This window comes from Rhodococcus sp. 077-4, assembly GCF_047782425.1.
Classification (GTDB): domain Bacteria; phylum Actinomycetota; class Actinomycetes; order Mycobacteriales; family Mycobacteriaceae; genus Rhodococcoides.
Map to the genome: position 1 here is coordinate 967,568 of NZ_JAJPWC010000001.1, position 26,774 is coordinate 994,341.

The window sequence follows — 26,774 nt, forward strand, 5'->3', positions numbered from 1 at the left end:
AGAGTCGGATCGGACCCGAAACACCCCCCACCTCGGTACCCCCGAGGTGGGGGGTGTTTCAGCGGATACGGGCCCAGATGTAGTCGGCCACCTGTTCCCCGAACACCGACCAATTGTGCGCCTGACCCAGCTGCGCATGCTCGAGGTCGACGGAGTGTGCCTCCAAGGTCCCGGTGATTCTGTCCCTCCACTGACGGTCCCGCCGCCGCTGCATCTCCAGTGGGGTTCCCCGAGAAGCTCCGATCAGCAGGGCATCGCCCGCGTGCCTGCCGACGGTCGGCGGTATCGACAGTGAAAGATGACGGCCGAGGGTGCGCACCAACCGTTCCTGCACCTCGGGAGCAAAGCTCGACAGCAGCGGGTCCGTCTGCACGTGGCGACGGAAAGCGATCTGGGCCTCCGCAATACCGTTCTGCGACAACTCCTCACGTTCGGCCGTGTCCGCCTCGGCGACGTCCGCGTAGGAATCGAGCAGTACCAGCGAGGCCACCACTTCGCCCTGCTGGTGCAGACGCGCAGCGATCGCATGTGCGAGCTGCCCTCCGAAAGACCATCCGAGCAGGTGATACGGACCGTGCGGTCGCACGGCTCGGATCCGCTTCACATGGTCGTCGACCAGTGCTTCGACCGACGTCAACTCGATCGCTTCGTCGCCGCTCTGCAATGCCGGGTCCTGAATGGCGTACACCGATATCGACGGATCGAGGAACCGCAGGGCTCCGATGTAGGACCAACTGAGACCGCCGGCCGGCTGCAGACAGAACACCGCGGAATCGCCGGCCTGACGCAACACCACCAACGGTGCGAGCATGCTGTCTCCGCCGCCGTCGATCACCGCCCGTGCCAGTCCCGCGACTGTCGGGTTGGCGTAGATCTCGCGCACGCCGAGCTCGAGATCCACTGTGCGCAGGCGAGATGCCAACCGTACGGCGGCCAGCGAATGCCCACCCAACGCGAAGAAATCGTCATCCCTGCCGATCTCGTTCACGCCCAGTACATCTCGGACCGCGTCGGCGATCAATGATTCGACATCGCCTCTCGGACGATCGACCGACTCGGTGTTCTCCGACGGTGACGGCAACGCCGCGACGTCGAGCTTCCCGTTGACCGTCATCGGGAGGCTGTCGACCACCTGAACCGATGCCGGGACCATGTAGGTCGGGATCAGTTCCCGCAGGCCGTCTTTGACCGAAGACGCGGTGATGTCCGACGGCTTGGTGTCGTCGACCAGGACGTACGCAGCCAGCTCCGTGTTGCCTGCCCGCTCGAACACGGTCACCGCGGCGCGGACGATTCCGGGCAACCGGAGGAGCGCGTCCTGTATCTCACCGGTTTCGACGCGGTGCCCTCTGATCTTCACCTGGTTGTCCGCGCGTCCGTGATAGGAGATCAACCCGTCCGGATCGCGAGACACCAGATCGCCGGTTCGATACATACGAGAACCGTTGTCGGCGAATGGGTTTGCCACAAAACGTTCTGCGGTCAGCGCAGGTCGTCCATCGTATCCGCGGGCGAGACCTGCACCCGACAGATACAGCTCACCGATGACCCCGGGTGCCGATTGCCGTAATGCCGTGTCGAGTACGTGCGCGGTCGTGTTCAAAATGGGCCGACCCAGTGTCGGCGTCGACCGGTCCTGCACGTCGGCACCGAGTGCATTGATGGTGTACTCGGTAGGCCCGTACAGGTTGTACCCCCCGGTCCCGGGTGCCTCTCGTAAATCCGACCACAGGCGGTCTCCCACCGCCTCGCCGCCGAGCGAGACGAACACCAGGCCCGCAGCGTCGCCGTCCTCCTGGGGCGTTGCTCGGCACCGCGGGCGAGTCAGTAGACCGGCGTCGACCAGATGCTCTCCGTAGGTCGGCGTGACGTCGAAGGCATCGATTTTCTCCGCGTCGAAGTACTCGAGAAGAACGGCCGGATCGCGGCGCGTCTGCTCGTCGATGACGTGCACGGTGTGCCCCTCCAGCAGCCAGAACAACTGCTCCCACGATGCATCGAACGAGAAGGAGGTGGTGTGCGCGATCGCCAGTTGCCGATGCCCGGCCCGTGCGACGACGGGCTCGAAGATTTCGGTGCGGTGGTTGACGAACATGTTGGTCAGCCCACCGTATGGGACCGCAACACCTTTGGGGCGACCTGTCGATCCCGACGTGTAGATGATGTACGCGAGCTGGTCGAGACGCCGCGTGAGCATGCCGATCGGGGTCGATTCGTTGTCGACGGCCGCCGACACCAGGTTTCGGACGCCGTCGGTGTCGAGTTCGACGACGGCAGTGGCCTGTTCTGTCGTGATCGCCTGCAGGGTTCCGGACAGCGTGCTCGTCGTCAGAACTACGTGTGGGCGTGATTCGCGCACGATGTACTCGATGCGGTCCTGGGGCATCTCCGTGTCGACCGGAACGTAGGCGGCTCCTGCGGCGAAGACTGCGAACAGTGCCTCGACCATGAGTTCGGTGCGGGGAAGGAAGAGCATGACCCGCGATTCCCCGACCACGCCGTGCGATCGCAGCAGCGCCCCGAGGTTCACTGCGCGCGAATGCAGATCGGCAAAGCTCCACCGGACATCTCCGGCCACCAACGCCAGGTCGCTCGGTCGGTCGGCAGCGCGTGCGGCGAACAGATCCCACACCGTTCGTTCGGGTACCGCCGAGCCGAGTGTGCCCGAGTGTCGCTGCGTCCACGCGAGCTCGCGTGGGGTGAGAAGTGAGATGCCGGCCGTTGCTTCGTCCGGCCTTGCCGTCAGCGCCGCCAGGGCCGCCCGGTAGGTTTCGGCGACCGCCGCTGCCTGGGCATCGTCGAGCGCCTCCTGTCGATGCATCATCCTCACGCGGGCACCGGACTCCACCGGTGCGACCACCACCGTCATTGCGTAATGCGTTGCATCGCTCAGGCTTTGATCGATCACCCGAAGTCCGCCATCGGGGCCCAGGCGCTCGTCGGGCGGGACGACCGGGATGTTCTGAAAGACGAACAACGTATCGAACAATCCACGATGTCCGGCGCACTCCTCGAGATCGGACAGCGCAAGGTACGGGTGGGTCAGCAGTGGTCGCCGCTCGTCCTGGATACGGGCCAGGTGGTCACGAACAGCGAGTGCGGGATCGATCCGCACCCGCAGCGGAACGGTGTTGAACAGCAACCCCAGAAGCTCGTCGATACCGGGGATTTCGGCCGGTCGACCGGACACCACGGTGCCGAATACCACGTCGTCCTGGCCGGTGAACTTCTGCAGCGTCAGCGCCCACGCCAGTTCGTAGACGATGCTGGCCGTCACGCCGGTCTGCGCGGCGAGTTCCTTCACCTCGAGCGTCAGGGAGCGGTCGAGGTGAAAGACGGTGTTCGCGGAACGGGCCGCATCGACCGAAGTCGCTGTGCGTCGTGGAGCGAGCAGCGTCGGTCCGGGCGTACCGGAGAGCTGGCGTCGCCACATCTGCAGGCCCGCATCACGATCGCGAGTTCGAAGCCACATCACGTAGTCGTCGTAGGACGCGCGGTGGATCGTCTCCACGTGCCCGGGCGTGGTGTACTCGTCGAGAATTGCCCGCAGAAATCTCCAGATCGACCACCCGTCGAGAACGAGATGCTCGATGGTGAACACCATCGCACTCTCGCCTTCGGGGAGCAACACCACGCCCAGTCGGACGAGTGGCGGCTGCAACGGGTCGAATCCGCCTGCAGCCTCGCTCTTTTCGAAGCGGGTCAGCTCCGCCCGAGCCGAATCGACGTCGAGATGTCGCAGATCTCCTGTCGCCCAGGGCATCCTGACCGCCCTCGGCACCGCGGCAACGGTGCGCTCGCCGAGTTGGACATACCCCGCACCGACCTGCGGGTGTGCCGCGAGAACTGCGTCGGCGGCACGCCGCAGCAGATCCGTATCGAGCGAGCCGGAGAGCCGCATCACCGTCTGCGAAACGTACACGCCCTCGCCCTGTCCACCGAGCTGCTGATGGAAGAGGAGGCCGTCCTGCAACGACGTCGTCGGGTAGATCGCTCGGAGCGGGCCGAGGATCGACTCCACGTGTCGACGCTCCCTTGTATCGAGTCCGGCCGCGTCGGTGCTGCGATCGATACCGTCCGCAAAGGCGCTGTCCGCCACAGGGTTGACCCCGGAACCCACCGCATTCACTCCGGTCGCGATGGCCGTGGCCAGACGCGCGGCACAGAATGCCGCATCTGCGTCCGCGAGTCCCGAGACGGAACACACGCACGACCACGAACCGGTGTCGGCTCGAAGGAACCTGACGTCGATTCCCGGCTCCGAGGCGGTCTGCGCAGGCTGGTATCCGTCGGCACTCGAGATATGGATGCGGACCTGCAGATCGGCTTTCGGTAGGTCGTCGAACACCCCGGGGGTGTGTTCACTGAGGTGCGCGGCCACCCCGAAGGACGCGGCGTGCTCGGGGTCGGCATCTGCGCCGAGCATGGTTCCGGTCTCGGTGTCGATCACGACGGGGAGTCCGCGACGCAGGGAACCCACTGTCCTGGAACCGTGTTCGGTACCTCGGTCTCGATCGGATTCTTCGACCCACACCACCATCGACTCGAGTCCGAGGACGTCCGGCATCACCTCGCGCACCGACTCGAGGACAGTCGTCCGAGTTTCGACGATGCCCGCAAGCCCGGTTGTCGACAATGCCGCGGAGCTGTCGGCACCACCGCTCGCCGGTGACAACCCCACCGGTGTCGGGGCCGTCGGTGTGCCTCGGCGGTCGATCACGTCCGCAGCGGCATCGACGACATCCAGCCACGACTCGGCGTGGTCGACGATCGAAAGGTCCTCTGCCAGAACCTGATCGAGAAGCGCCCACCTCGCCGAGGGAGCCGCCGACACACCGACCGCAGATCGATCGCTCGTCAGTGCATCGAGGATGGACGGCCACGACTCCTCGTCGACCACCGCGTAGGTCATCTCGACGTGCACAGCACTCTCGGAGATCCAGGTGGCACGAAGACCCGCCGCAGCGGAACCCCCGAAGGCCGATCCTTGCCCGGCGATCCGAGACCTCTCGAGGATCTCGGTCACCGGCAGCAAGGCACGCAGACGACTGTCGCCGTCGGCATCGAATCCGGTGCACAGCGCGTCGTGCCGAAGGTAGAGGCCGATGAGCGCTGCTTGGGCGCGGCGGACCTGCGGATGCGACAGGGTGAGCGTGCGTGTCCACCTGCCGGGACGCGATCGACCGTCTCTCGGGATGTGGTGCGAGGTCGGCTGGTCCGGTCGGGTCACCAGTTCGGAGATACGCCGAGTCGGATCTGCGACCGCCTGAGCCGCGATCAGCACCATGTCGTCGAGAATCGTCCGAGCAGTGTTGTCGTCGAACAATTCTCGGCGGTAGACGATATCGAGGCCCAGTTGCCCCGATTCACCTCGTGGACCGATTGCGGCGATCAGATCGAACTTCGCCGACGCGTCGTCCGGCGGGCGAAGGACTCCGTCGACGGGCCCCAGCGACACCGGCTTCGGCCTGGTGTCCACTTCGGCGATCATCACCTGGAACAGCGGATGCACACCCGGGGTTCGCGCGGGTCGGAGCCAGTCGACGACCTCGTGGAAGGGGGTAGCGCGATTGTCCACACAGTCGAGCGTCGAACTCCTCGTCCGCGCGCTCAACTCGGCAACGGTGGGGTCGCCGGTGAGGTCGGTCGGCAACACGACCGTGTTCACGTAGAGCCCCACCGCGTCCATGAGAGCGTCCGGTGGCCGGGTATCGACGGCGGTCCCCATCGGGATCCGGTCGCCGCTGCCGTGGGCACGCAGCGCGAGAGCGGTGACGATCTGGAGAAAGATCAATCGGCTGATTCGATTGGTGGCGCAGAACTGCTCGATGTCGTCGGCGAGGAAGGCGGGCAGAACCGTCTCGATGATCTGCCCCGAGGTCGACGGTACTTCGCTGCGAGCGCGATCGAGCGGAAGATCGACGGGCTCGATAAAATCTGCGAGTGTCGTCGTCCAGAAGGGTCGAGACGCGGCGACATCGGCGGCATCTTCATCGGCTGCGTAGTCCGCGTAGTCCACTGCCGGAGTCGCCCACACCGGCGCCTCGCCCCTCACGCGCGCGGCGTACGCGATCTCGAGATCGTTCAACAGGATCGGCACCGAACCGCCGTCGGCGGCGATGTGGTGCACCGTCAGGACCAATCGCGAGTGGTCGTACAGGTCGGCGGCGAAGGGGATTTCGGCGGCGAGGTCGAACGTGCGCGGACTGTACGGCTCACCCCGACGGTCCGCTACCTCGACCGCAGCGTCGGATTTCAGGTGGTGCAGCACTCTGCCGGAGTCGTTCGAGTAGACACTGCGCAGTGAGTCGTGACGTGTCGCCACATCCGAGAGGGCATCGGCAAGAACGTCCAGATCCGGATCCGACGTCAGATCGAGGTGGATCGGCATCGTGTACGCATGGCGGTCCGTTTCCATCTGGTCGAGAAACAGCATCCGCTCCTGTGCACTCGACGCCGGGCCGGTGCGTGCGGATGCGTGGGTGTGCGTCATCGGTGAACTCCTGATGCAAGGGTGTCGAGAAAGTGTTCCGCCACTGTCGACGCGGTGAGGTCCTCCGAGAGTGCGAGGTGATGAACGGACAGCTGTGCGGACCACCCGTCGCTCTCGCCTTTTTCGACGTGGACGCGGAGCAACGGGCCGGTGTCGACGTCGATCCCGTGCACCACATCGGCAGGCTTCTGCCCTGCCCTGTCCTCGTCGGCGATGTGCACGACGGTCCCGAGGTCCACCGCGTCGAGATGTACCTCGAAGGCCTTCCACAATCTGCGACGTGAGCGGTCGATGCGGGTGCGGAGCGCAGGAAACGTCTCCATCAACATCGTTGTCGCCCGACGAACTTCCACATCGAGGTCGGTCGCGGTCACGTCGGCGCGGGCGGGGATATCGGCCCGCACCGTTTCGATGCGGTTGTCGATGTCCAGACCGGACTTCACGGCGGCCTTCGCCAGATCCGGTAGAGCAACAGCAATGTCAGCGCGGGAAGAGCTCTCGTGCGCAGGGGTGTTCGTCGCCTCGTCTTCGAGGGCGGCCTCGGCGAGGGCCGCGACCGTGCGGAGGTCGAATATGTGCATTTCGGTGATACGCCAGCCGTGTCTGCGAGCAAGGGTGACCGTACGGATCGCGCTGATGCTGTCGCCGCCGATTCGAAAGAAGTCGTCGTCGATTCCGATGTCGTCGGCATCGATGCCGAGCGCTTCGGCGATGCTGGCACGAATTGCGATCTCGCGAGCGCTTGTCGGTGCGCGATCACCGGACGCGGAGTCGACACGGAAGTCGATGGGGGAAAGCCCGTTGCGGTCGAGCTTTCCGCTCGAGGTCAGCGGGATCTCGTCCAGTATCGCGATGCGAGCCGGAACCCATGACGCGGGGAGGATACGCGTGACCGTGGCGCGTATATCGCTTTCCAACAGGGTCTTTCCTGATTCTGCGACGACGTATCCGACGAGTCGTGGCCCGGCAGGCGTGATCTGTTGGGCCGCGGCGCTCGACCGGACGCCGGGATGAGCGAGCAGTGCGGCCTCCACCTCGGCCAGTTCGATGCGTTGGCCCGCCAGCTTGATCTGGCCGTCGGTGCGGCCGAGGTACTCGATACTGCCGTCGCGTCGTTGCCGCGCGCGGTCGCCGGAGTGGTAGAGACGTGCCCCGGGCACGCCGGGACGGGGGTCGGCCACGAATCTGCTCGCGGTCAGTGCAGTGTTGCGGTGGTAGCCGCGGGCCAGTTGCGCGCCGCCGAGGTAGAGGTCTCCTTCGGCACCGGGGAGCACCTCGGTGAGAGTGTGATCGAGTATGCGGCAGTGGGTGTTCCACACCGGCGAGCCGATCGCGACGGCCAGACCCGCGACCGGACCGCGCGCCGAGACGTTCTCGGCGGTCACGTCGATTGCAGCTTCGGTGGGGCCGTACAGATTCAGCAGGGTCGCCCGCGGAAAGACTGCCGCCACCGACTGTGCGTGCTGCGACGTCAACGGCTCTCCGCTGCACACGATCAGCCGCAGTGCCCTGGCGTCGAGGACGGGGCTCGAGGGTTCGGACGTTGCCGCGGTGAGGAATTCGCTGAGCATCGAGGGAACGAAGTGGACGATGCTCACGCCGTGCGTCGCGATGAGGTCTGCAAGACGCCGAGGATCTCGGTGGCCACCGGCCTCCACCACGACGACCGACGTTCCGGTGACGAAGGGGAGAAAGATCTCCCAGCCCGAGACGTCGAACGACGCGGGGGTCTTCTGCAGGAACACGTCGGCAGCGGTGATCTCGTGATGCTCTGCGGCCCAGAGCAATCGATTCACGATTGCGGAATGGGAGACCGCGACTCCCTTCGGTCGTCCGGTCGAACCCGACGTGTACAGGACGTACGCCGGATGGTGACCGCGCAGCGGGCGTCGGCGTTCGGCGTCGACAACCGGATGCGTCGGCATCGAGGCCAGCCGGGTCACCACCGATGGCTCGGCGAGGTCGATCAGCGGCACATCCGAAGCAGGCAGGCGCCCAGCGATATCGGCGGTGGTGACGATGGTGGCGGCACCGGAGTCCTCGAGGAGGTAGCGAATCCGTGCCTCGGGAAGCGTTGTATCGAGGGGCACATAGGCAGCTCCCGAGAAGGTCACGGCAAGGAGTGCGATGATCGATTCGGGTGACCGATCGAGTGCGACCGCCACGACGTCCTCGGGTCCGTGACCGGAGTCGATGATCAGTCGAGCCAGTGCGGCCGCCTGGCCGAGGACGGAACCGAGATCTCGGCGACGACCGTCGAAGATCAGTGCAGCGTCGGCCACCGGGGATGTGCGCGTGATGATCCTGTCGAGTGTCAGGTCCGGTTCGATGTCCACTCGCGCACCGTCGAGTCGGGACAGCGTGGCCTGATCCTCAGCGTCGAGCAGATCCAGCGCTCCGACCCGAACGTCGAGCGATGCCGGCATCCGGCGCAACACCGTCTCGATTCGCCGCATCAGTGTGTCGGCGGCGTCGGTGTCGACGACGTCGGTTGCGTACTCGACAGTGAGTCCGATCGCCGAATCATTCTCTTGCAGAGTGACACTGACGTCGTATTTCGCCGTCCCGGTGTCGACGGGAAGCCGTTCGGTGCTCAGGTCGCCGAGAGCCAGGCTGCCCCCGCCGTCCCGGTGCGGTTGGTGGATCACCATCACGCGCACCGGTGGTTGCTCTCGCAGCGCCGGCACTGCGGCCACGACGTCCTCGTACGGTGCCGTCGAATGCGCGAGCGCGTGCAGCGTTTGATCGCGGGCACGCATGAACAGTTCTCGCAGCGTGGGGTTTCCGCGTAGATCCGCACGGAGCAGCACGGTGTTCAGGTAGAAACCTACTTCGTCGGTCATGTCGACGTCGGTGTTCGTGGACCGGATCGACATGGGCGACGCCGTCATGAACTGCTCGCCCGAGCCGCACGCCCGGAGTGCGATCGCGGTGGCTACCTGAGCGGCCATGTACATGCTGGCCCCGCAGGTGCGCGCCGTGTCCCGTACGGCCTTCGCCACATCATCGGCGACGACGCGTCGGATCGTCCGGCCCGGACGTGCGCCGGTGTGGCGTGCAGCGCGCCAGCCCGGTACTTCGAGCACCGGCGGCAGTGGGGTCAGATGAGCTCGCCACGAAGCGATCTCGGCATCGTGAACTTCTTCGACCGCCGCCCGATGGGGTGGTGCTTCGCCGAGGTCAAGTGGTATCCGGCCGGAATTCCGTGCGGCGTAAGCGTGCGAGAGGGTGCGTAGCAGTGCCGGTTCCGACCACTCGTCGGTGGCGATGTGATGGAGGGCGAGAACGACCGTCGCGCACTCTTTCTCGTCGTCGTGCGTGAACACGACGGCGCGCAGCGGAATCGACTCCGACGGATCGAATCGTTCTCGCAGGAATTGCTCGATCGCCTGGGACGCACTCGAAGACGGCACAACGCGGTGCCGCAGGGCAGGAGCCGAGCGTTGGTCGCTCGGGTCGAGAACCTCTACTGTCAGTGCGCCGTCGTTCTCGACATACAACGACCGGAGTGACCGATGACGTGCGGTGACGTCGCCGAGCGCATGTTCGAGAGCAGACAGGTCGAGGGCGCCGGACACCCGAAACGCCAGCGGGACCGTGTAGGTTCCTCCGTGTCCGCTGAGTCTGTCCGCCAACCACATTCGACGCTCTCCGGCGTTCATCGGCCGGGGACGCGTGTCGATCTCCACCGTTTCGTGGTTGCTCGATCTGTCATCGGCGAGCGGGCACGCGTCCGCTGCGGTGGAGATCGCGCCGGTGGGGTCTGCTGTGTCGATGTACGTGGACAGCGCCGCGACCGTCGGGTGATCGAACACTGCCCGCACCGATATCCGTACGTTCGGATCCCGATTCACTCGGGTGACCAGACGCATCGCGGCCAGCGAATCTCCGCCGAGGGCAAAGAAGTCGCTCTCGGGTCCCATGGAGTCCACCAGCGCCTGCGGTCCGGCGTCACGGGCCAGCAGGGTTGCGATATGGCCGGCCAACTGCCGTTGCGCATCGGTCAGCGGCCCCGACGACGCTGCTCCCACGTCCGGGACGGGCAGGGCACGCCGGTCGACTTTGCCGTTGACGGTCGTGGGAAAGGCATCGAGCACCATCAGGTGTGCGGGGATCATGTGCTGGGGCAGCAGTGTTGCCAGATGCTCGAGAACACTGTGAGAGAGGTTGTCCGAGTTCGGGTTCGCGTCGTCTGTCGGGACCACGTAGCCGCAGAGAATCGGTGATGCCGCTGCGTGCACGAGTACGACGGCGGCGCGAACGCGAGGATGCGTGGCGGCAGCGGCCTCGATTTCTTCCAGCTCGACGCGCATTCCTCGGATCTTGACCTGGTTGTCGGCTCGGCCGAGGAAGTCGAGTGTTCCGCCTTCCGTCCAGCGAGCGCGGTCGCCCGTTCGGTAGGCACGCCCGCCGACCTCGACGGCGAAGGGGTCTGCGACGAATCTCGCGGCAGTCATGTCCGATGCCCCGACGTAACCGCGTCCGAGCAGGTCTCCCGCCGCGTACAGCTCACCACCCATGCCCATGGGGAGCGGTCGAAGGCGGTCGTCGAGCACGTACAACCGGCAACCCGGATTCGGCGCTCCGATCGAGGTGGATATCCGGTCGGATCCGGTCCCGTCGTACACCACGTGGGACACCCCGATGGTCGCCTCGGCGGGCCCGTACCCGTGATACAGGGCTGCGTTCATGCGAGAACGGAACCGCGCGAACAGTTCCGGGGTGAGAACTTCACCGCCGCACCAGACATGGCGAACCCCTGCCATCGCGTCGGTGCCGGCGCTGGTCTCGAGAAGTACATCGAGCATGGAGGCGACGAGATATACGAACGTCACCCGTTCACGAGATATCAACTCCAACAATCGCTGTGGGTCTCGGTCTTCGCCGGGTCCCGCCACGACCACGGTTCCTCCCGAGCAGAGGGGCAGTAGTAGCTCGTTGATCGAAATATCGAATGCCAGAGGAGCTTTGAACAAACTGGCATCGCCAGGGCCGACTTTCAGAATGTGCTCGATCTGCCATCTCATCCGGCTCGCGATGGCCTCGTGCCGGATCATGGCCCCCTTCGGTCGGCCCGTCGAACCCGAGGTGAAGATGACGTATGCCAGACCGGCTCCGTGACGGAGCACCCCAGACGGCGGGACGGAAGGTCGCCTCTCGTGCTCCCATCGATCGAGAGCCACCGCTATGGACAGCACCTTTGTGTCCTCGTCGGACTTCGAGCTACCCGGTCCGCGCAACGCCACGCTGATGCCCGCGTCACGGACAACCGCACTCCTACGGGCCTGCGGCCATTGTGGGTCGAAGGGAACGAACGCAGCTCCCGCGGCGAGGACGCCCATGACGGAAACGACCATCTCGGCGGACCGAGTCATGTCGATGGCCACGCGTGCTTCCGGTCCGACGCCTGCCGCCACCAACGCGTGCGCGAGTTGGCTGGAGCGCTGCCTCAACTCGGAGTAGGTCAGACGAGTCCGGCCCGCTACGACGGCGGTCGCGTCGCCCGTCCGGTCCGCCCACGATTGGAACATCTCCACGACATCCTGGTCGGCGAGGCAGTGGCCGGTCTCGTTGACGTCGGTGACGAGCGTCTGCAGGTGCTGGGATGAGGAGAGGGGCAACGAATCGATCGGCGCATCCGGTGCGGTAGTCGCGGCGTCCAGGAAGACCGCCAGCGCGTGCGCATGGGCGCGGATCTCGTTGCCTGCGCTCGTACCTCGTATTTCCATTGCCAGCCAGGACGATCGGGGGTTCGCGCGGTCGATGGTGCCCTCCACCACGAACTCGAGGTCCGTCACGGGACCGAGCCAGCACTGACGCAGCCGCGCTCGCTCATTGCCGAACATCGAGTCACGTTCGGCGACAAGTACATTGATTCCCGGAGCCACCAGCGCAGAGTCCCCTCGGCGCAGCCGCAGCAACTCCGTCACCACGGCAGGTGCGACGGCGGTGTGCGGTCGCATCCCGGTCAGGCTGGAATCGACGTCGCCAAGCACGTCGACGAGAGTTCTTCTGCTGTCGTGTTCGAGTACGAACGGTACGACGGTGGACGTCATCGAGATCGGAGATTCTGCCGGGGCGTGACCACCGGTTGCCAGCCGAATGGGTTGCCGCCCTGCTTGTCTCGTTGTCGCGGCGTACGCGCTCAGTAGACCGACGAGAGCGCGACGCGGCGATGTACCCGAGAGAGCGGCCAACGCGAGTACTCGCTCGACGATGTTCTCCGGCAGGTCGATCGCTGCACGCGATACGGACAGTCCCGTGTGCTCGAGCAGGCCCTGATCTTCGGGCAGGCCCGCGACCACCGCCTCCCAGTATTCTCGGTCCTCGCTCGGCGACGCGGTGTCGGTTCGAGGACGGTTCGGCGGGTCCGTCCGGGCATCGTTGTAGGCGTCGGCAACGCGTTCGGTGAGTGCGGCGACCGAGCGACCGTCGATCACGACGTGATGGTAGGCCTGAATCCACCACAGCCGCCCGTCGTCGGCGGCGGCGACGATGTGATGGTGCATCGGGCCCGTGTCCGGAGATCCGATCCTCGACCGTGCGTCGGCAACCAGCACATCGATACGGGTGTCCGATCCAGTCGTCGTGCGGGTCTCGATGCGTCCGGGTATCGCGTCGACGATGTCGAGGTCGCCGTCCGAGGACGGGGTGAACGCGCGATCGAGATGCGGCAATCCGGCGAGTGTGTCTCGGAGAGCACCCCGGAAACGGTCGAGATCGGTCGTCGTGGGCAGCTCGAGTCGCCACGCCAGCGAGTACGTGCCTTCGCCGTCGTCGATCTGGGCGGCGGTCCAGACTGCCCTCTGCGCGGGGGTGATTCGAGGTGCGTCGAGCATGGTCATCCGGGTCTCCTTGTCGGGGGTGCGTCTACTCGACATCTGTTGTGCCTGCCCATGCCGACCAGAGGCGCGCGTAGCGGCCGTCGGCTGCGACGAGATCGGAATGGGTGCCCGACTCCACGACTCGACCGTGCTCGAGGACCACGATCGTGTCGGCGGACACGGCCTGGGTCAGCCTGTGCGCCACGATCACCGTGGTCCTGCCTGCGGTCGCTGCCGATGCTGCTTCTTCGAGCATGCGAGCGCCACTGCTGCCGGCCTCCGCGGTGGCTTCGTCGAGAATCGCGACGGGAGGATCGGACAACACCAGCCTCGCCAGTGCGAGCTGCTGTGCCTGGGATGCACTGAGCGGATGGCCGTTCTCCCCGATACGCGTGTCGAGACCGTCCGGTAGCGCCCGAACCCAATCGGCGGCACGGACCCGAGTGAGGGCGTCCCACAGCGCGGCTTCGTCCGCATCGGCGTCGGCCAACCGCAGATCGTCGGCGAGGGAGCCGGCACTGACGTGCACGTCCTGCGACAGGATCGCAACATGTCGTCGGAGACGATCGGTGCCCAGGTCGCGTAACGCTATGCCGCCCAACGTGACCGAACCGCTGTCCGGTTCGAGGGATCCGGCCGCGAGGAGCGCGGCAGTGGTCTTTCCTGCACCTGTCGAACCGACCACTGCCACCGTCTGTGCCGCGGGAACGGTGATCGTGACTCCGTGCAGAACGTCGCCGCCTGTCGCGTACGCGAATGTCACGTCGGACAGTTCCAACGTGGCGTCGCGCGGCTGGGCATCGGTGCCAGTCGATCGCGTCGACGCCATGTCTGCCACACCGACCAGGCGGTTGAGGCTGGCACCGGCCGACTGGATGTCGTCGAACAGGAACAGCACCGTGCCGAGCGGGTTGAACAGGCGATGGAACAGCAACGTTGCGGCGGTGACCGCGCCCAGTGAGACGACATCGCTTCGTACCAAAAGGAATCCGGTGCACAAGATGATGGTCAGGCCGACCAGCTCCGCGCGGTTCTCCTTACCGACGAAGCGGGTCAGCAGCGTGAACGTCGCGATCGAGAAGTCTCTGGCTCGTTCGGACTCCGTCTCCACCGTCGCGATGGCGTCGTCTTCGAGGCGGTACGCACGCACCGTCCGCGCGCCTTGGATGTTGCTGATCAGCGCCTGGGATCGATCGCCCATCGCGGCGCGTTCGGCTGCGTAGAGAGGGCCGCTGCGCGGCAGGTACCACCGAAGTGCGGTGACGTACAACGGCAATGCCAAACAGCCGGCCAGCCCGAGACGCCAGTCGATGCCGTACATCGTGACCACCGATACCGCAATCAGCAGCGCCGCGTTCACCACGGCGGGCAGCACCCCGGTGACCGCGCGGGTCACCTGGGACACATCGTCACTGATGCGCGAGAGCACATCTCCGCGGCCTGCCCGTTCGACCGTACGGGTGGGGAGGGTGAGAACACGGCCGACCACGTTCTCGCGAAGATGCGCGACGACGCCTTCGCCCATTTTCGCCACCAGGTAGGCCATCAGTCCGGCGAACACCCCGTTCACGACCGCAGCGATCATGACCAGAACCACCACCAGAAGGATCCGGCCTGCCGGTGCGCCCGCGACGACCTCGTCCACGAGTCGCCCGAGAATCAGGATCGGTGCCAGAGCAGACACGGCGGAGACGATGCCGACCAGGGGAGTGAGCGTGACGAGGCCGGGTCGAGCCGCGAGTTGTCCGCGCAGCCACGACCACGATCGTCCGGCGGTTGCGATGGGCAGACGGGTGTCGTGGGTCATCGCAGTACAGCCTCCGCGTAGTCGTCGGCCAGTTCGAGGAGAACGGAATGGGGTGCGTCCGCGGCGATTCGACCGTCACGTAGCACCACGACCCGATCGGCGACCGACAGCAGTGCAGGACTGGTGGTCACGATGATCGTCGTCTTCGGGGTCCGCACGGTCGGGCCGTGACGGAGCGTCGCGATACCCCGAGCAACGGCATGTTCGGTCACCGAGTCCACCGCAGTGGTCGGTTCGTGCAACACCAGTACGGGAGGCTCCGCGAACAGGGCCCGAGCCAGAGCGATACGTTGCCGTTGTCCCCCGGACAGATTCGCGCCACGCTCGGTCAATCGCTGTTCGAGCCCGTCCGCATGACTTGCCACTATCTGGTCTGCACCCGAGGCGCGGAGCGCTCCGTCGAGGTCTCGGTCCGTGTGTCCACGTCCAGCGGTGATGTTGTTCTTCACGGTGTCCGCGAACAGGTCCGAGACGTGTGGCTCGACGACAATCGACGCTCGAACGTGGGCGAGGTCGATGTCCCGGGTGGGGATACCTGCGAGCAGAACATCGCCGGCGATGTCAGCGGGCGATACTTGGCCGGACAGGACGGCCACGATCGACTCGGCGTCCTCGGGCCCGTACGCCAGTATTGCCACGATCTCCCCCGAAGCGATGTCGAGGTCGATTGCCTGCAAGGACCGGTGTGCGACACCGCGAAAGGCGAGATCGAGGCGCTGTCCCATGATGTGTTCGGTGCCGTGATCGAGAATTCGATCCGCCCCGAGTACCAGGGCAACACGATCGGCCGACGCCCGTGCGCGGGCTACGACCGCGGGGATCGAGGACAGCACACCCAGTGGTTCGATGAGGAATTGAGCCAGGCCGACGACGGCAATCAATTCGCCGACGGTGATCCGTCCGACGAGAGCGAAGTAGCCGGCCAGCCCCGCGACGGTTGCCGCAACCACCGCGCTCACGCCGGTGGTGATCCCCAATTGTGTCGCCAGCGATCGCGCCGTGAGCAGCGCCGCGCCAAGGGCTTTCGCGCTCGCACGTCGGTAGCGGGTCGCTGCCTCGGTTTCCGCACCGATACCTTCGATCGACCGATGTCCACTGACAAGGTCGGTGGCCAGTGCGGTCGCCTCGGCCACCGTCCGCTGCTGTTCGGCCGCGCGCCGAGTCACCCGCGGTGCCACGAGCTGGAGCACGGCGACGAAGATCGGGGTGCCGATGAAGATGGCCAGCCCCAGCGGAACGTCGATGATCATCAGCGCAACGGCGGTGGCAACGACCGCTGTCGCTGCGGCCGCAATACGCGGGAACAGATCCAGGAACCACGCCGATTGTTCGGCGTCGGTACTCGAAATGGTGAGTAGCTCACCACCCCGCAGAGAGGTGTCCAGGCCTCTCGGGTCGAGAATTCGACCGGTGACCTCCATCCGGATGCGGTGCGCCTCGTGTTGCAGAGCGACGTTCAGAGACCGCATACCGAACTGGTAAGCCGTTGTCAGACAAAGGAACAACGCTGCGAGTCCGAGGATGGAGACGGCGAACCACGTGGGGTCGCCCGAGGTGATCGCCGAGTCGATGATCCACCCAAGCGTGATCGGAACTGCAGTCTCGGCCAGCTGGTGGATGCAGATCAGCAGCGTTCCGACGCTCACTCGGCGCACGTTGCGCGTCAGTGTTCGACGGACGATGCGCCCGCCGGTCACGGTGTCCTCCACGTCGACTCTCATGCCGTGGGCGTGAGATAGCCACCGCCGGTCACGAAATAGTCGAGCGCGTCGAGATCGTCCCCACCTTCCGTGCGTACTCGGTCGATGACGAGTCCGTGGTTGGTACCGCGGTGGGCGTCGGGGCCACAGACGATCACCATCCCCGTGCCTTCCTTGATGAAGATGCGACCCGGCGTTCCGCCGTAGATGCCGTCCGAGACATGAGCGGCGATGATCCGAATCCGTTGGCCTTTGTGAAAGGTGTACGCGTTGGGGTACGGATCCGACATTGCGCGCACCAGCCTGTCCAGGTCCTCGGCGGACCAGGTCCAGTCGATGCAGCTGTCCGATTCATGCCGTTTGTGGAAGAAGGTTCGCTTCGACAGATCCTGCGGCGTCCACGTGGCCGTTCCGTTCTCGATACTCTCGAGCGCATCCAACAGCACCTCGGGGATCAGCTCGATCGTCGCCTCGACGAGGTCGGTCGAGGTGTCCGTCGGTCCGATCGGCACCGCCCGCTGGGTGATGACGTCTCCGGTGTCGAGTTCACCGTCCATTCGATGTGCAGTCAGTCCGGTCTCGGCTGCACCGCTGATCAAGGCCCAGATCACCGGCGAGAATCCAGTGAACGCGGGGAGTAGCGAATCATGCAGGTTCACTGTCCCGTACCGGGGCATCGCGAAAATTTCCGGAGGCAACCAGGTCCGCCAGTTGTTGGCGACGATGATGTCCGGTGCCCACTGTCGAAGTTTGTCGACCAACACCCCGTCCGGACGCTTCGCCAGATGCACCTCGACTCCGTGATCCCGTGCGAGATCCTCGACCGAATCGGACCAAATACTCTCGTACGCTTGCTCACTGACTGGATGCGTCACTACCGCGACGACGTCGTGGCGCGACTTCAGAAGAGTCTCCAAAGTCTTGTGACCCCAGGTCTGGTAACCGAACAGCACTACCCGCATTGGCTCATCTCCGTGTCTGTACTCCGGCGAGTTGGCATGTGCCTCACCTGTGTGTGGCCACCGAGGCTCCCCGCTCGACGCGAACGATTCCCCCGGACCGATAGTTAGGCTAGCCTAGCATCAGCTACGGGCTCGGTCGGGTGCGTGACGCGGTGCCGTCCCCCAGCAATTCCGATCGCTGCTCGTTCACCACGGCGCGAATTGCGTCCACTACCGCCGACACCTCCGGCCGTCGCAGTGTTTCGCTTCGGGTGACGAGCCAATAGGTCAGTTTCACCGCGATGGCGTCGGGCAGTACTCGTTTCAGGTCGGGGTGGCGGTCGGCCATGAAGCACGGCAGCAGTCCGATACCGGCGGACGCTCGGGTGGCTTCGACGTGGACGAACACGTTGGTGGACGTCACCGATTCGCGCATCGTCGGGGTGAAGTTGGGGGCCAGATCGAGGTCGTCGACGTGCAGCATCGAGTCGATGAAGTAGATGAACGGGTGCGTGGCCAGCTCGGCTGGGATCTGCGGCGTTCCGTGTTCTTCCAGGTAGGTCCGAGATGCGTACAGCCCGAGGCGATAGTCACCGAGCCGGATCGCCTCGGCGCGATGTACCTGCGGTTGGCCGACGACGATCTCGATGTCCAGACCCGACCGCTGTTGCGACGCGCGCCGGGTGACGGCGACTATTTCCACCGACACCCGCGGATGCGTGCGCTGCACCCGCGCCGCGGCCGGAGCCGCGATGTACGCGCTGAAGCCGTCGGTCGCCGAAATACGCACCACACCCTCCAACGCGCCGGCGTCGGTGGAGACCAGCGTGCGCAAGGCATCCTCGACGGCTTCGGCAGCGGCCAGTGCGCCGCGGCCCAGCTGTGTGAGCTCCCAGCCTCCGCCCGCCCGGGTCAGCACTCGGCCGCCGAGCGTGTCCTCGAGCGCGGCGATGCGTCGGGAAATGGTCGTGTGGTTGATGCCCAGATCGTCGGCCGCGGAACTGTAGCGGCCGGTTCGGCTGACGGCGAGCAGTACCAGCAGGTCGTCGGCGCTGGGGATCTTCCCGCCACCGCGTGTCATGTCTGCAGTTTTGCAGATCCGACCTGCGCGCATGCCCCTTGCGCAGAAAAAGATCTGCACCAATACTCAGACCCAACCGCAATATGTGTGGTCTGTCACAAACATCGACACGCAGTGCCGAGCAACACAGGAGAAGCTATGAGCGTCGACCAGCCGCTGGCAGGACGGTCCGAACCGGACCCCGATGCCACCCCCGCAGGCCTCAAGAAGGTCGTCGGGGCATCGATGGCAGGCACCATCGTCGAGTGGTACGAGTTCTTCCTCTACGGAACCGCCGCAACTCTGGTGTTCAGCAAGATCTTCTTCGCCGCTGGAACCAGTGAGCTCGACGCGATCCTCGCCGCCTTCGTCACGTACGCCGTCGGCTTCGTCGCACGTCCGTTGGGCGGGATCGTCTTCGGTCACTACGGAGACAAGTACGGCCGAAAGAAGTTGCTGCAGTTCAGTCTTGTCCTCGTCGGTGGTGCCACGTTCCTCATGGGCTGCCTGCCGACCTTCGAGGCCATCGGCTACTGGGCGCCGGCACTGCTGGTGACGTTGCGATTCATCCAGGGCTTCGCCGTCGGCGGCGAATGGGGTGGCGCGGTTCTGCTCGTCGCAGAACACAGCCCGAACAAATCCCGCGGATTCTGGGCCAGCTGGCCGCAGGCCGGTGTTCCCGCAGGCAATCTGCTCGCCACCGTTGCGCTGCTGGTGTTGACGACAACCCTGTCCGAAGAAGCCTTCCTCAGCTGGGGCTGGCGAGTCGCGTTCTGGCTTTCCGCTGTCATCGTGTTCGTCGGCTACTACATCCGCACCAAGGTCTCCGACGCCCCGATCTTCCTCGAGGCCCACAAGCAGGCCGAGGTCATCAAGGCTGCGTCGTACGGCGTCTTCGAGGTCGTCAAGCGTTACCCGCGTGGAGTGTTCACCGCGATGGGCCTGCGCTTCGGCGAGAACGTCATGTACTACCTCGTCGTCACCTTCTCCATCACGTACCTGAAGGTGGAAGTGGGCACCGACACCAGCACGATCCTGTGGTGGATGCTCATCGCTCACGCGATTCACTTCTGCACAATTCCGTTGGTGGGCAAGCTCGCCGACCGCGTGGGTCGACGCCCGGTCTACTTCGCCGGTGCACTCACCGCGGCAACGTGGGGCTTCTTCGCCTTCCCGATGATGAACAGCGGCCACAACGTCGTGATCCTGCTGGCCATCATCATCGGCCTGATGTTCCACGCCTTCATGTACGCCACACAGCCCGCGATCATGGCCGAGATGTTCCCGACGCGGATGCGGTATTCCGGTGTGTCCCTGGGCTATCAGGTCACCTCGATCGTCGCGGGTTCGCTTGCTCCGATCATCGCGGTGAAGCTGCTCGACATCTACGGCTCGTCGGTGCCGATCGCGGTGTACCTGGCCGTGGCCTGCGCCATCACCGTGGTTGCCGTCGTCGTCGCCAGGGAGACAAAGGGATTGGCGCTCGAAAGCATCGACATCGCCGACGCCAAGAACCTGGCCACCGAGGCCGAACTGGCCAAGGCCGGCCTGCTCGATCCGAGTGTAAAGCGGTGACCGACCTGACCGGACGCTCCGCCCTCGTCACCGGGGGAGCGTCCGGCATCGGGGCTGCGTGCGTACGCGAGCTCGCAGGCCGGGGTGCGCGCGTCACCGTCGCCGACGTGAACGACGTGGCCGCAAAGGAATTGGCGTCCGAGATCCGTGGTGAGGTGTGGTCGGTGGACCTGCTCGACACCACTGCGCTGGACGAGCTCCGGCTGGAAATCGACATTCTGGTCAACAACGCAGGCATCCAAACCGTCGCACCGATCGTCGACTTCGACCCGGGCGCATTCCGTCGAATTCAGACTCTGATGGTCGAGGCTCCATTCCTCTTGATTCGGGCTGCGTTGCCGCACATGTACTCTCGCGGCTTCGGTCGCGTGATCAACCTGTCGTCGGTGCACGGGCTGCGGGCCTCGGAATTCAAGGTCGCCTACGTGACCGCCAAACATGCGTTGGAAGGTCTGTCGAAAGTGACGGCCCTCGAAGGTGCGGCCCACGGCGTGACGAGCAACTGCGTCAACCCGGGATACGTGCGAACGCCGCTGGTCGAAAAACAAATCGCCGACCAGGCCAAGGCACACGGCATCCCCGAGAACGAGGTACTGGAGAAGGTCCTGCTCACCGAGGCCGCCATCAAGAGACTCGTCGAACCCGCCGAAGTCGCCTCACTGGTGGGCTGGTTGACCTCCGAGAACGCAGGCATGGTCACCGGAGCGTCGTACACCATGGACGGTGGTTGGTCGGCTCGTTAGGTTCGGTGCCCACCGTCCGCGTCAATGGTCCACTGCATACGTCTGGGCGCGGCAATGTGCCATTGACGCAGGGCGAGCCGCCGCGTGAATGGACCGTTGCATACGTCTGACCGGTGCAAGGGTCCATTGACGCGAACGGGGTGGGCGCGCGAACGGGGAGGGGCCGGTCGAGCGGGCGAATGGCAACACCCCGAACAGCAAGAAGCCCCCGTGACGTGTCACGGGGGCTTCTCTGGCGGAGGATAGGGGATTTGAACCCCTGAGGGCGTTAACCCAACCCGCGTTCCAGGCGAGCGCCATAGGCCACTAGGCGAATCCTCCGTGGGGGAGCTTACCCGGTTACCCCCACCATCTCCCAAATCGGGAGGCGCGAAGGGTGGTGATGCGACCCCATCGTGTAGGCGGCTACACTTCCAAACGGATCCCGCGCGGCGCGCATCCTGTGAACTCCCCCAGGGCCGGAAGGCAGCAAGGGTCAATGGGCTCTGCCGGGTGCGCGGGGTCCCCTTTACTTCAGTGACATCGACACTGTCCGGGGAACCAGTCACCGAGAGGCCGCTCCGCATGCCAGCGCAAACCCAGTTGGGTCTGATGAACCATGAGGAGCTCGCCTCCGAGCACGAGCGGCAGAGCGCGAAGTACACGCAGCTCAAGACCGAAAATCTGGCACTGGATCTCACCCGCGGCAAGCCGTCTCCCGAGCAGCTCGATCTCGCTGCCGAATTGCTGACACTCCCGGGCGCGGATTACAAGGACGGCAACGGTACCGATTGCCGCAACTACGGTGGCCTCGCCGGTCTGCCGGAATTGCGCGCGATCTTCGGTGATCTGCTCGGCATTCCGGTGAAGAACCTGCTGGCCGGCAACAACGCCAGCCTCGAAATCATGCAGGACCTCGTGGTCTGGGCGCTGCTGCACGGTCTGCCCGACTCCCCGCGAGCCTGGTCGGCCGAGCCGAACGTGCGCTTCCTGTGCCCGGCTCCCGGCTACGACCGGCACTTCGCCATCACCGAGAGCTTCGGCATCGAGATGATCCCTGTTCCCGTGGGCCCCGACGGTCCCGACGTGCACGAGATCGCCACCCTGGTGGCGTCGGATCCGCAGATCAAGGGCATGTGGGTCGTCCCGAACTACGCGAATCCCACCGGCGCCGTCTACTCCGAAGAGGTCGTTCGCGCGCTGGCCACCATGCCAACTGCTGCGCCCGACTTTCGATTGTTCTGGGACAACGCCTACGCGGTGCATCCACTGACGGAGGAATTTGCCCCGTCGTACGACGTCCTGGGCATGGCCGCCGAGGCAGGGTTCCCCAACCGGCCGTTCGTGTTCGCGTCGACCTCGAAAATCACGTTCGCCGGAGCTGGTGTGAGCTTCTTCGGCAGTTCCGAGGAGAACCTCGCCTGGTACCAGAAGCACCTCGGGAAGAAGAGCATCGGACCGGACAAGCTGAATCAGCTTCGTCACGCGCGCTTCTTCGGGGATGCCGACGGTGTTCGGGCCCACATGGCCAAGCATCGCGAGATCCTGGCCCCGAAGTTCGCGCTGGTGCAGCAGATTCTCGAGGACCGCCTCGGTGCGTCGAAGATCGCGTCGTGGACCGAACCCAAGGGCGGCTACTTCATCAGTCTCGACGTGCTCGAGGGCACGGCCGCCCGGTCTATCGCACTGGCAAAGGACGCCGGAATTGCTCTGACGGCAGCCGGCTCGGCCTTCCCGTACGGAAAAGATCCGGAAGACAAGAACATTCGCCTCGCCCCGAGCTTCCCCTCGCTCGGTGAGCTGGAGAAGTCGATGGACGGCGTCGCGACCTGCGTGTTGCTGGCCGCGACCGAAAAGCTGCTCGAAGAGTAGTGGTGCGGTTGGGTGCCAGGGAAGGCACTCAACCGCACCACTGCCGCAGGCACTCAGTGCCCGACGACTACCGCACCCTCGGGAGCGCTGGGCAAAGGTCCCTTCTTCAGAAGCGTGGCCGAGAGCACTGCGCCCAGTAGGAAGATGCCCGACGCCCACCAGAAGGTGGTGGTGTAGCTGGCGATCTCCGCGTTGGCCTGCAGCAAGGCCGCGTCGGTCGCCGTGGCGATGTTGGAGCTGACGTAGCTGGTGGCCGCGTTGGCCGCGACGGTACTGAGCAGCGCCGTACCGATCGAGCCGCCCACCTGCTGCATCGTGTTCACCGTTGCCGATGCCACGCCGGAGTCGTCCGGGGCGACGCCCGAGATCGCGCCCTGCATCGCCGGTGCCATGGAGGCACCGATTCCGAGGCCCATGATGATCAGCCCCGGCAGGATGTGGGTGACGTAGCTGCTGTCGATGGCGATCTGAGTGAGCAGTCCCATGCCGATCGAGGCCACTATCAGCCCCGTCGTCATCAGGATGCGGGGTCCGAATCGGGGGAGAATCAGCGCCGTCGACAGTGTCGCGGTGAGGATCAACGCCGCGATCATCGGCATGAACGCGAACCCGGTGGTGATAGGTGTGTACTTCAGTGTGTTCTGCAGGTAGTACGTCAGGAACAGGAACACCGCGAACATGCCCGCGCCCGAGATGAAGACGGTGAGGAGCGATCCCGCGCGGGTGCGGTCGAGCACGATGCGCAGCGGCAGCAGCGGGTGCTCGGCGCGCATCTGGATGGTCACGAACACTGCGAGGAGAACGACACCTGCGGCGAGGAAGCCGAGGGTCACTGCGTTGCTCCAGCCGTCGGACTCGGCGTGTGCGAAGCCGTAGACGATGGAGAACAGTGCTGCCGATACTGCGATGGTGCCGGGGATGTCCAGCTTGGGCCGGACGTCGACCTTGTGCTTGGCCAGGAACAGGAACCCGCCGACGAAGGCGATCGCAGCGAAGAACAGGTTGACGTACAGGCTCCAGCGCCAGTTCGCCCATTCGGTGAGGACGCCGCCGAGAAGTAGGCCGAGTGCGCCGCCGCCGCCGGCGATGGCACCGAAGATTCCGAATGCCTTGGCGCGTTCCTTGGTGTCGGTGAAGGTGGTGGCCAGCAGCGAGAGCGCTGCGGGGGCGAGCAAGGCACCGAACAGGCCTTGGCCGGCGCGGGCGGCGACGAGCATGCCGAAGTTGACGGCTGCGCCGCCGACCGCCGACATCAGCGCGAAGCCGACGAGGCCGATGAGGAAGGTGTTGCGGCGACCGAAGAGGTCGCTCAGGCGTCCGCCGAGCAGGAGCAGGCTGCCGAACGCGAGGGCGTAGGCGGTGACGATCCAGGAGCGGTTTGCATTGTCGAAGCCCAGGTCGAGCTGGGCGGCGGGGAGTGCGATGTTCACGATGGTCGCGTCGAGCACGACCATGAGCTGGGCCAGGCCGAGCGTGGCGAGAATCAGCCAGCGATTCCGATGCGCACGTTCGTCCGCCGGTGTGGTGGTCGACGTCGCGTCGCCCACGTTCTCCGATGAAAGGGTGGTCATGAGTCCTCGGTTCGGCTATGCGGAGGTGTATCCTCCGGAGGTAGGCAAAGGTAACAGCTAAGTGGAGGAATATCCTCCGCTTATCGGGTGAAACGGACATCGAATGAGTGTGAGAGCCGACACAACGGCACCGAAGCCCCTCCGGGCCGACGCCGAGCGCAACCGTCGACGCATTGTCGACGCGGCCCGCGAACTGTTCGCCTCACACGGAATCGACATCACTCTCGACGACGTCGCAGCGCATGCCAAGGTGGGTGTCGGAACCGTTTATCGCCGCTTCTCATGCAAAGAAGAACTGATCGACGGCGTGTTCGAGCAGCGTCTCGAAGACATGCTTCGCACTGCCGAACGAGCGCTGGAGACCGAGGATGCGTGGGACGGTCTGGTGCAGTTCCTCGGTGATGTGTGCGCTGGAATGGCACTCGATCGCGGACTCGGAGACGTCGTGCTCGGGTCCGATCAGGGTTGCCGCGGCATCGCGGAGGTACGTCAGCGGATAGATCCGTTCTTCGTGAAGATCGTCGATCGGGCTCGGGCATCAGGTCAGCTGCGCCCCGACATCGCGGTCACCGACTTCTATCCGGTACTCGGGATGATCGGCGCCAGCGTCGAATTCTCCAGTGCCGTCGACGCATCCAACTGGCGTCGGTATTTCACCGTGTTGCTCGACGGACTTCGTGGTGACGGCGTCCCTCGGTCGACGCTGCCGGGGCGCCCGTTCACCAATGAGGAAGTCGACGTTGCCAAAACTGCGTTGCATCGTCGCCGACGCTGAGCAATTCGGACGTGGGTCACGAACCCCTTTGCGATGTGCGATCGATCACGTAGGGTCCCTTACGGAATTGAGTGCTACCCGATGTATCGACAACTCGGGAGCTGGGGATCTACGTTGGGGGATTCGTTGCGTTCGATGCGTGTCATGTGTTCGGCAGTCGCTGTGTCTGCAGTGTTCATCGGGATGGCGAATCCGGTTGCCTCTGCGGCCCCGCCTTCGGGATCGTCGACGGGTTCGACCGTCGAATCCGACTTCTACGTACCGCCGAGCCCGCTGCCCGCAGGCGCTCCGGGTGACGTGATCCGTTCGGAGCCTTCGCATCTCGCTCTCTCGGTCCCCGGAATCGGTGGCCCGCTGCCCGGTGCGGCAACGCGAATCATGTACCGCAGCACAGATTCCAACGACGACGCGAATGCCGTCACGGGCACGTACATCGATCCGGCGGCGCCGTGGACCGGGCCCGGACCACGTCCGCTCGTCGTACTCGCCCCGGGAACTCAGGGCCAGGGCGACCAGTGTGCGCCGTCGAAGATGCTCAATAACCTCATCACGTACACCCCGCCGCTCGGCTTCATGGTCGAGTACGAAGTGCTCGCGGCATACGCCCTGCTCTCGCAGGGGTACGGCGTCGTGATCACCGATTACGAGGGTCTCGGCACCCCGGGCGCACACACCTACGTCAACCGCGCATCGGAAGCTCACGCTGTGCTCGACGCGGCCCGCGCGGCTCAGAATCTGCAGGGCACCAAGATTTCCGAAGACGGCCCTGTCGCTGCATACGGTTACTCGCAGGGCGGTGGAGCCGCCGCTGCTGCAGCGGAACTCGCGGGCGAGTACGCGCCGGAGATGGACCTCGTCGGCACGTACGCGGGCGCGCCTCCTGCCGATCTGAAGCAGACCCTGGAGCAGGTCGACGGCACCATTCTCACCGGCGTGATCGGCTACACCCTCAACGGTCTGCTCAACTCCGACCCCGGCCTGCAGCCGATCGTCGACGAGAACATCAACGACGCAGGCAAGGCCATGCTGAACCTCGTCGCGAATCAGTGTGTCGGAGAGACGATTCTGAACGTCGGGCTGCACCGTACCAACGAATACACCAAGACCGGTGAGCCGCTGTCGGTGGTGCTGGACAGGCTGCCCGTCGCTCAGGAGATCCTGGCCAAGAACAAGATCGGCATGCGCACACCCAACGCTCCGGTGCTGATCCAGTCCGGCACGTCCGACGACATCGTGCCTCACGGACAGGCCGTCGGCCTCGCCGGTGACTGGTGCGGCAAGGGTGCGACGGTGCAGTTGAGCGCCGCGCAGGTTCCGGCCATCGTCCCGGGATCCGGTGCAGGGCATCTGATTCCGGACATCCTCGGCCTCGGCGAGGCGCAGAACTGGATCAAGGACCGCTTCTACGGAGTTCCCGCTCCGTCCAACTGCTGA

12 protein-coding genes, 1 tRNA gene and 1 other RNA gene are annotated in these 26,774 nt (G+C 65.2%); 6 read left to right on the top strand and 8 right to left on the bottom strand.

The annotated features are described in order from the left end of the window. Positions 1–58: 58 nt before the first annotated feature. The 6 genes from ACNEOT_RS04725 to ACNEOT_RS04750 form a co-directional block, all read right to left on the bottom strand. Positions 59–6,493: an amino acid adenylation domain-containing protein gene (locus ACNEOT_RS04725; RefSeq protein ID WP_415972542.1), complete on the bottom strand. Its 6,435-nt coding sequence runs from the start codon at positions 6,491–6,493 to the stop codon at positions 59–61. Then, positions 6,490–13,338, bottom strand: coding sequence for an amino acid adenylation domain-containing protein (locus tag ACNEOT_RS04730; protein WP_415972544.1), 6,849 nt, complete (start codon positions 13,336–13,338; stop codon positions 6,490–6,492). The genes ACNEOT_RS04725 and ACNEOT_RS04730 overlap by 4 nt, the downstream gene beginning before the upstream one ends. A gap of 25 nt (positions 13,339–13,363) precedes the next feature. Next, positions 13,364–15,124, bottom strand: coding sequence for an ABC transporter ATP-binding protein (locus ACNEOT_RS04735; protein WP_415972545.1), 1,761 nt, complete (start codon positions 15,122–15,124; stop codon positions 13,364–13,366). Further along, positions 15,121–16,845 carry an ABC transporter ATP-binding protein gene (locus tag ACNEOT_RS04740; protein WP_415972547.1) on the bottom strand — a complete coding sequence of 575 codons (1,725 nt, stop codon included), beginning with the start codon at positions 16,843–16,845 and terminating at the stop codon, positions 15,121–15,123. Before ACNEOT_RS04740 ends, ACNEOT_RS04735 begins: the two co-directional genes overlap by 4 nt. Further along, the gene (locus ACNEOT_RS04745) at positions 16,842–17,786 is read right to left on the bottom strand and encodes a methionyl-tRNA formyltransferase (RefSeq protein WP_415972549.1); all 945 of its coding nucleotides are present in this window, start codon (positions 17,784–17,786) and stop codon (positions 16,842–16,844) included. Before ACNEOT_RS04745 ends, ACNEOT_RS04740 begins: the two co-directional genes overlap by 4 nt. A 124-nt stretch (positions 17,787–17,910) precedes the next feature. Next, positions 17,911–18,846 carry a LysR family transcriptional regulator gene (locus ACNEOT_RS04750; RefSeq protein ID WP_415972550.1) on the bottom strand — a complete coding sequence of 312 codons (936 nt, stop codon included), beginning with the start codon at positions 18,844–18,846 and terminating at the stop codon, positions 17,911–17,913. Between the two features lie 138 nt (positions 18,847–18,984). On the opposite strand from ACNEOT_RS04750, the gene ACNEOT_RS04755 reads away from it, so the two are divergent. Continuing rightward, complete coding sequence (locus tag ACNEOT_RS04755) at positions 18,985–20,400, top strand: MFS transporter (RefSeq protein ID WP_415972552.1); 1,416 nt, start codon at positions 18,985–18,987, stop codon at positions 20,398–20,400. After that, positions 20,397–21,143, top strand: a complete 747-nt coding sequence (locus tag ACNEOT_RS04760) for a 3-hydroxybutyrate dehydrogenase (RefSeq protein WP_415972554.1) — start codon at positions 20,397–20,399, stop codon at positions 21,141–21,143. Before ACNEOT_RS04755 ends, ACNEOT_RS04760 begins: the two co-directional genes overlap by 4 nt. Positions 21,144–21,376: 233 nt before the next feature. On the opposite strand, the gene ACNEOT_RS04765 is transcribed toward ACNEOT_RS04760, so the two are convergent. After that, a tRNA-Ser gene (locus ACNEOT_RS04765) sits at positions 21,377–21,464 on the bottom strand. 95 nt (positions 21,465–21,559) lie between these two features. On the opposite strand from ACNEOT_RS04765, the gene ffs reads away from it, so the two are divergent. Next, positions 21,560–21,654: signal recognition particle sRNA small type (gene ffs / locus ACNEOT_RS04770), an RNA gene on the top strand. A 53-nt stretch (positions 21,655–21,707) separates the two neighbouring features. Next, positions 21,708–22,994: an aminotransferase class I/II-fold pyridoxal phosphate-dependent enzyme gene (locus ACNEOT_RS04775; protein WP_415972555.1), complete on the top strand. Its 1,287-nt coding sequence runs from the start codon at positions 21,708–21,710 to the stop codon at positions 22,992–22,994. Positions 22,995–23,047: 53 nt separating this feature from the next. On the opposite strand, the gene ACNEOT_RS04780 is transcribed toward ACNEOT_RS04775, so the two are convergent. Further along, positions 23,048–24,565, bottom strand: a complete 1,518-nt coding sequence (locus tag ACNEOT_RS04780; protein ID WP_415972556.1) for a DHA2 family efflux MFS transporter permease subunit — start codon at positions 24,563–24,565, stop codon at positions 23,048–23,050. Positions 24,566–24,668: 103 nt separating this feature from the next. On the opposite strand from ACNEOT_RS04780, the gene ACNEOT_RS04785 reads away from it, so the two are divergent. Both ACNEOT_RS04785 and ACNEOT_RS04790 read left to right on the top strand, forming a co-directional pair. Then, entirely contained in the window at positions 24,669–25,340 is a 672-nt protein-coding gene (locus ACNEOT_RS04785; RefSeq protein WP_415972558.1) for a TetR/AcrR family transcriptional regulator, read from the top strand. A 144-nt stretch (positions 25,341–25,484) separates the two neighbouring features. Continuing rightward, positions 25,485–26,774 (top strand): lipase family protein, encoded by a 1,290-nt coding sequence (locus tag ACNEOT_RS04790; protein WP_415972560.1) that lies wholly within the window; start codon positions 25,485–25,487, stop codon positions 26,772–26,774.

Excerpts from the sequence above, each read along its gene's own strand:
- ACNEOT_RS04755 (WP_415972552.1), top strand. The coding sequence starts at position 18,985 with ATGAGCGTCGACCAGCCGCTGGCAGGACGGTCCGAACCGGACCCCGAT.
- ACNEOT_RS04725 (WP_415972542.1), bottom strand. The coding sequence starts at position 6,493 with ATGACGCACACCCACGCATCCGCACGCACCGGCCCGGCGTCGAGTGCA.
- ACNEOT_RS04745 (WP_415972549.1), bottom strand. The coding sequence starts at position 17,786 with ATGCGGGTAGTGCTGTTCGGTTACCAGACCTGGGGTCACAAGACTTTG.
- ACNEOT_RS04735 (WP_415972545.1), bottom strand. The coding sequence starts at position 15,124 with ATGACCCACGACACCCGTCTGCCCATCGCAACCGCCGGACGATCGTGG.
- ACNEOT_RS04750 (WP_415972550.1), bottom strand. The coding sequence starts at position 18,846 with ATGACACGCGGTGGCGGGAAGATCCCCAGCGCCGACGACCTGCTGGTA.
- ACNEOT_RS04730 (WP_415972544.1), bottom strand. The coding sequence starts at position 13,338 with ATGACCATGCTCGACGCACCTCGAATCACCCCCGCGCAGAGGGCAGTC.
- ACNEOT_RS04790 (WP_415972560.1), top strand. The coding sequence starts at position 25,485 with ATGTGTTCGGCAGTCGCTGTGTCTGCAGTGTTCATCGGGATGGCGAAT.
- ACNEOT_RS04785 (WP_415972558.1), top strand. The coding sequence starts at position 24,669 with ATGAGTGTGAGAGCCGACACAACGGCACCGAAGCCCCTCCGGGCCGAC.
- ACNEOT_RS04780 (WP_415972556.1), bottom strand. The coding sequence starts at position 24,565 with ATGACCACCCTTTCATCGGAGAACGTGGGCGACGCGACGTCGACCACC.
- ACNEOT_RS04775 (WP_415972555.1), top strand. The coding sequence starts at position 21,708 with ATGCCAGCGCAAACCCAGTTGGGTCTGATGAACCATGAGGAGCTCGCC.
- ACNEOT_RS04740 (WP_415972547.1), bottom strand. The coding sequence starts at position 16,845 with ATGAGAGTCGACGTGGAGGACACCGTGACCGGCGGGCGCATCGTCCGT.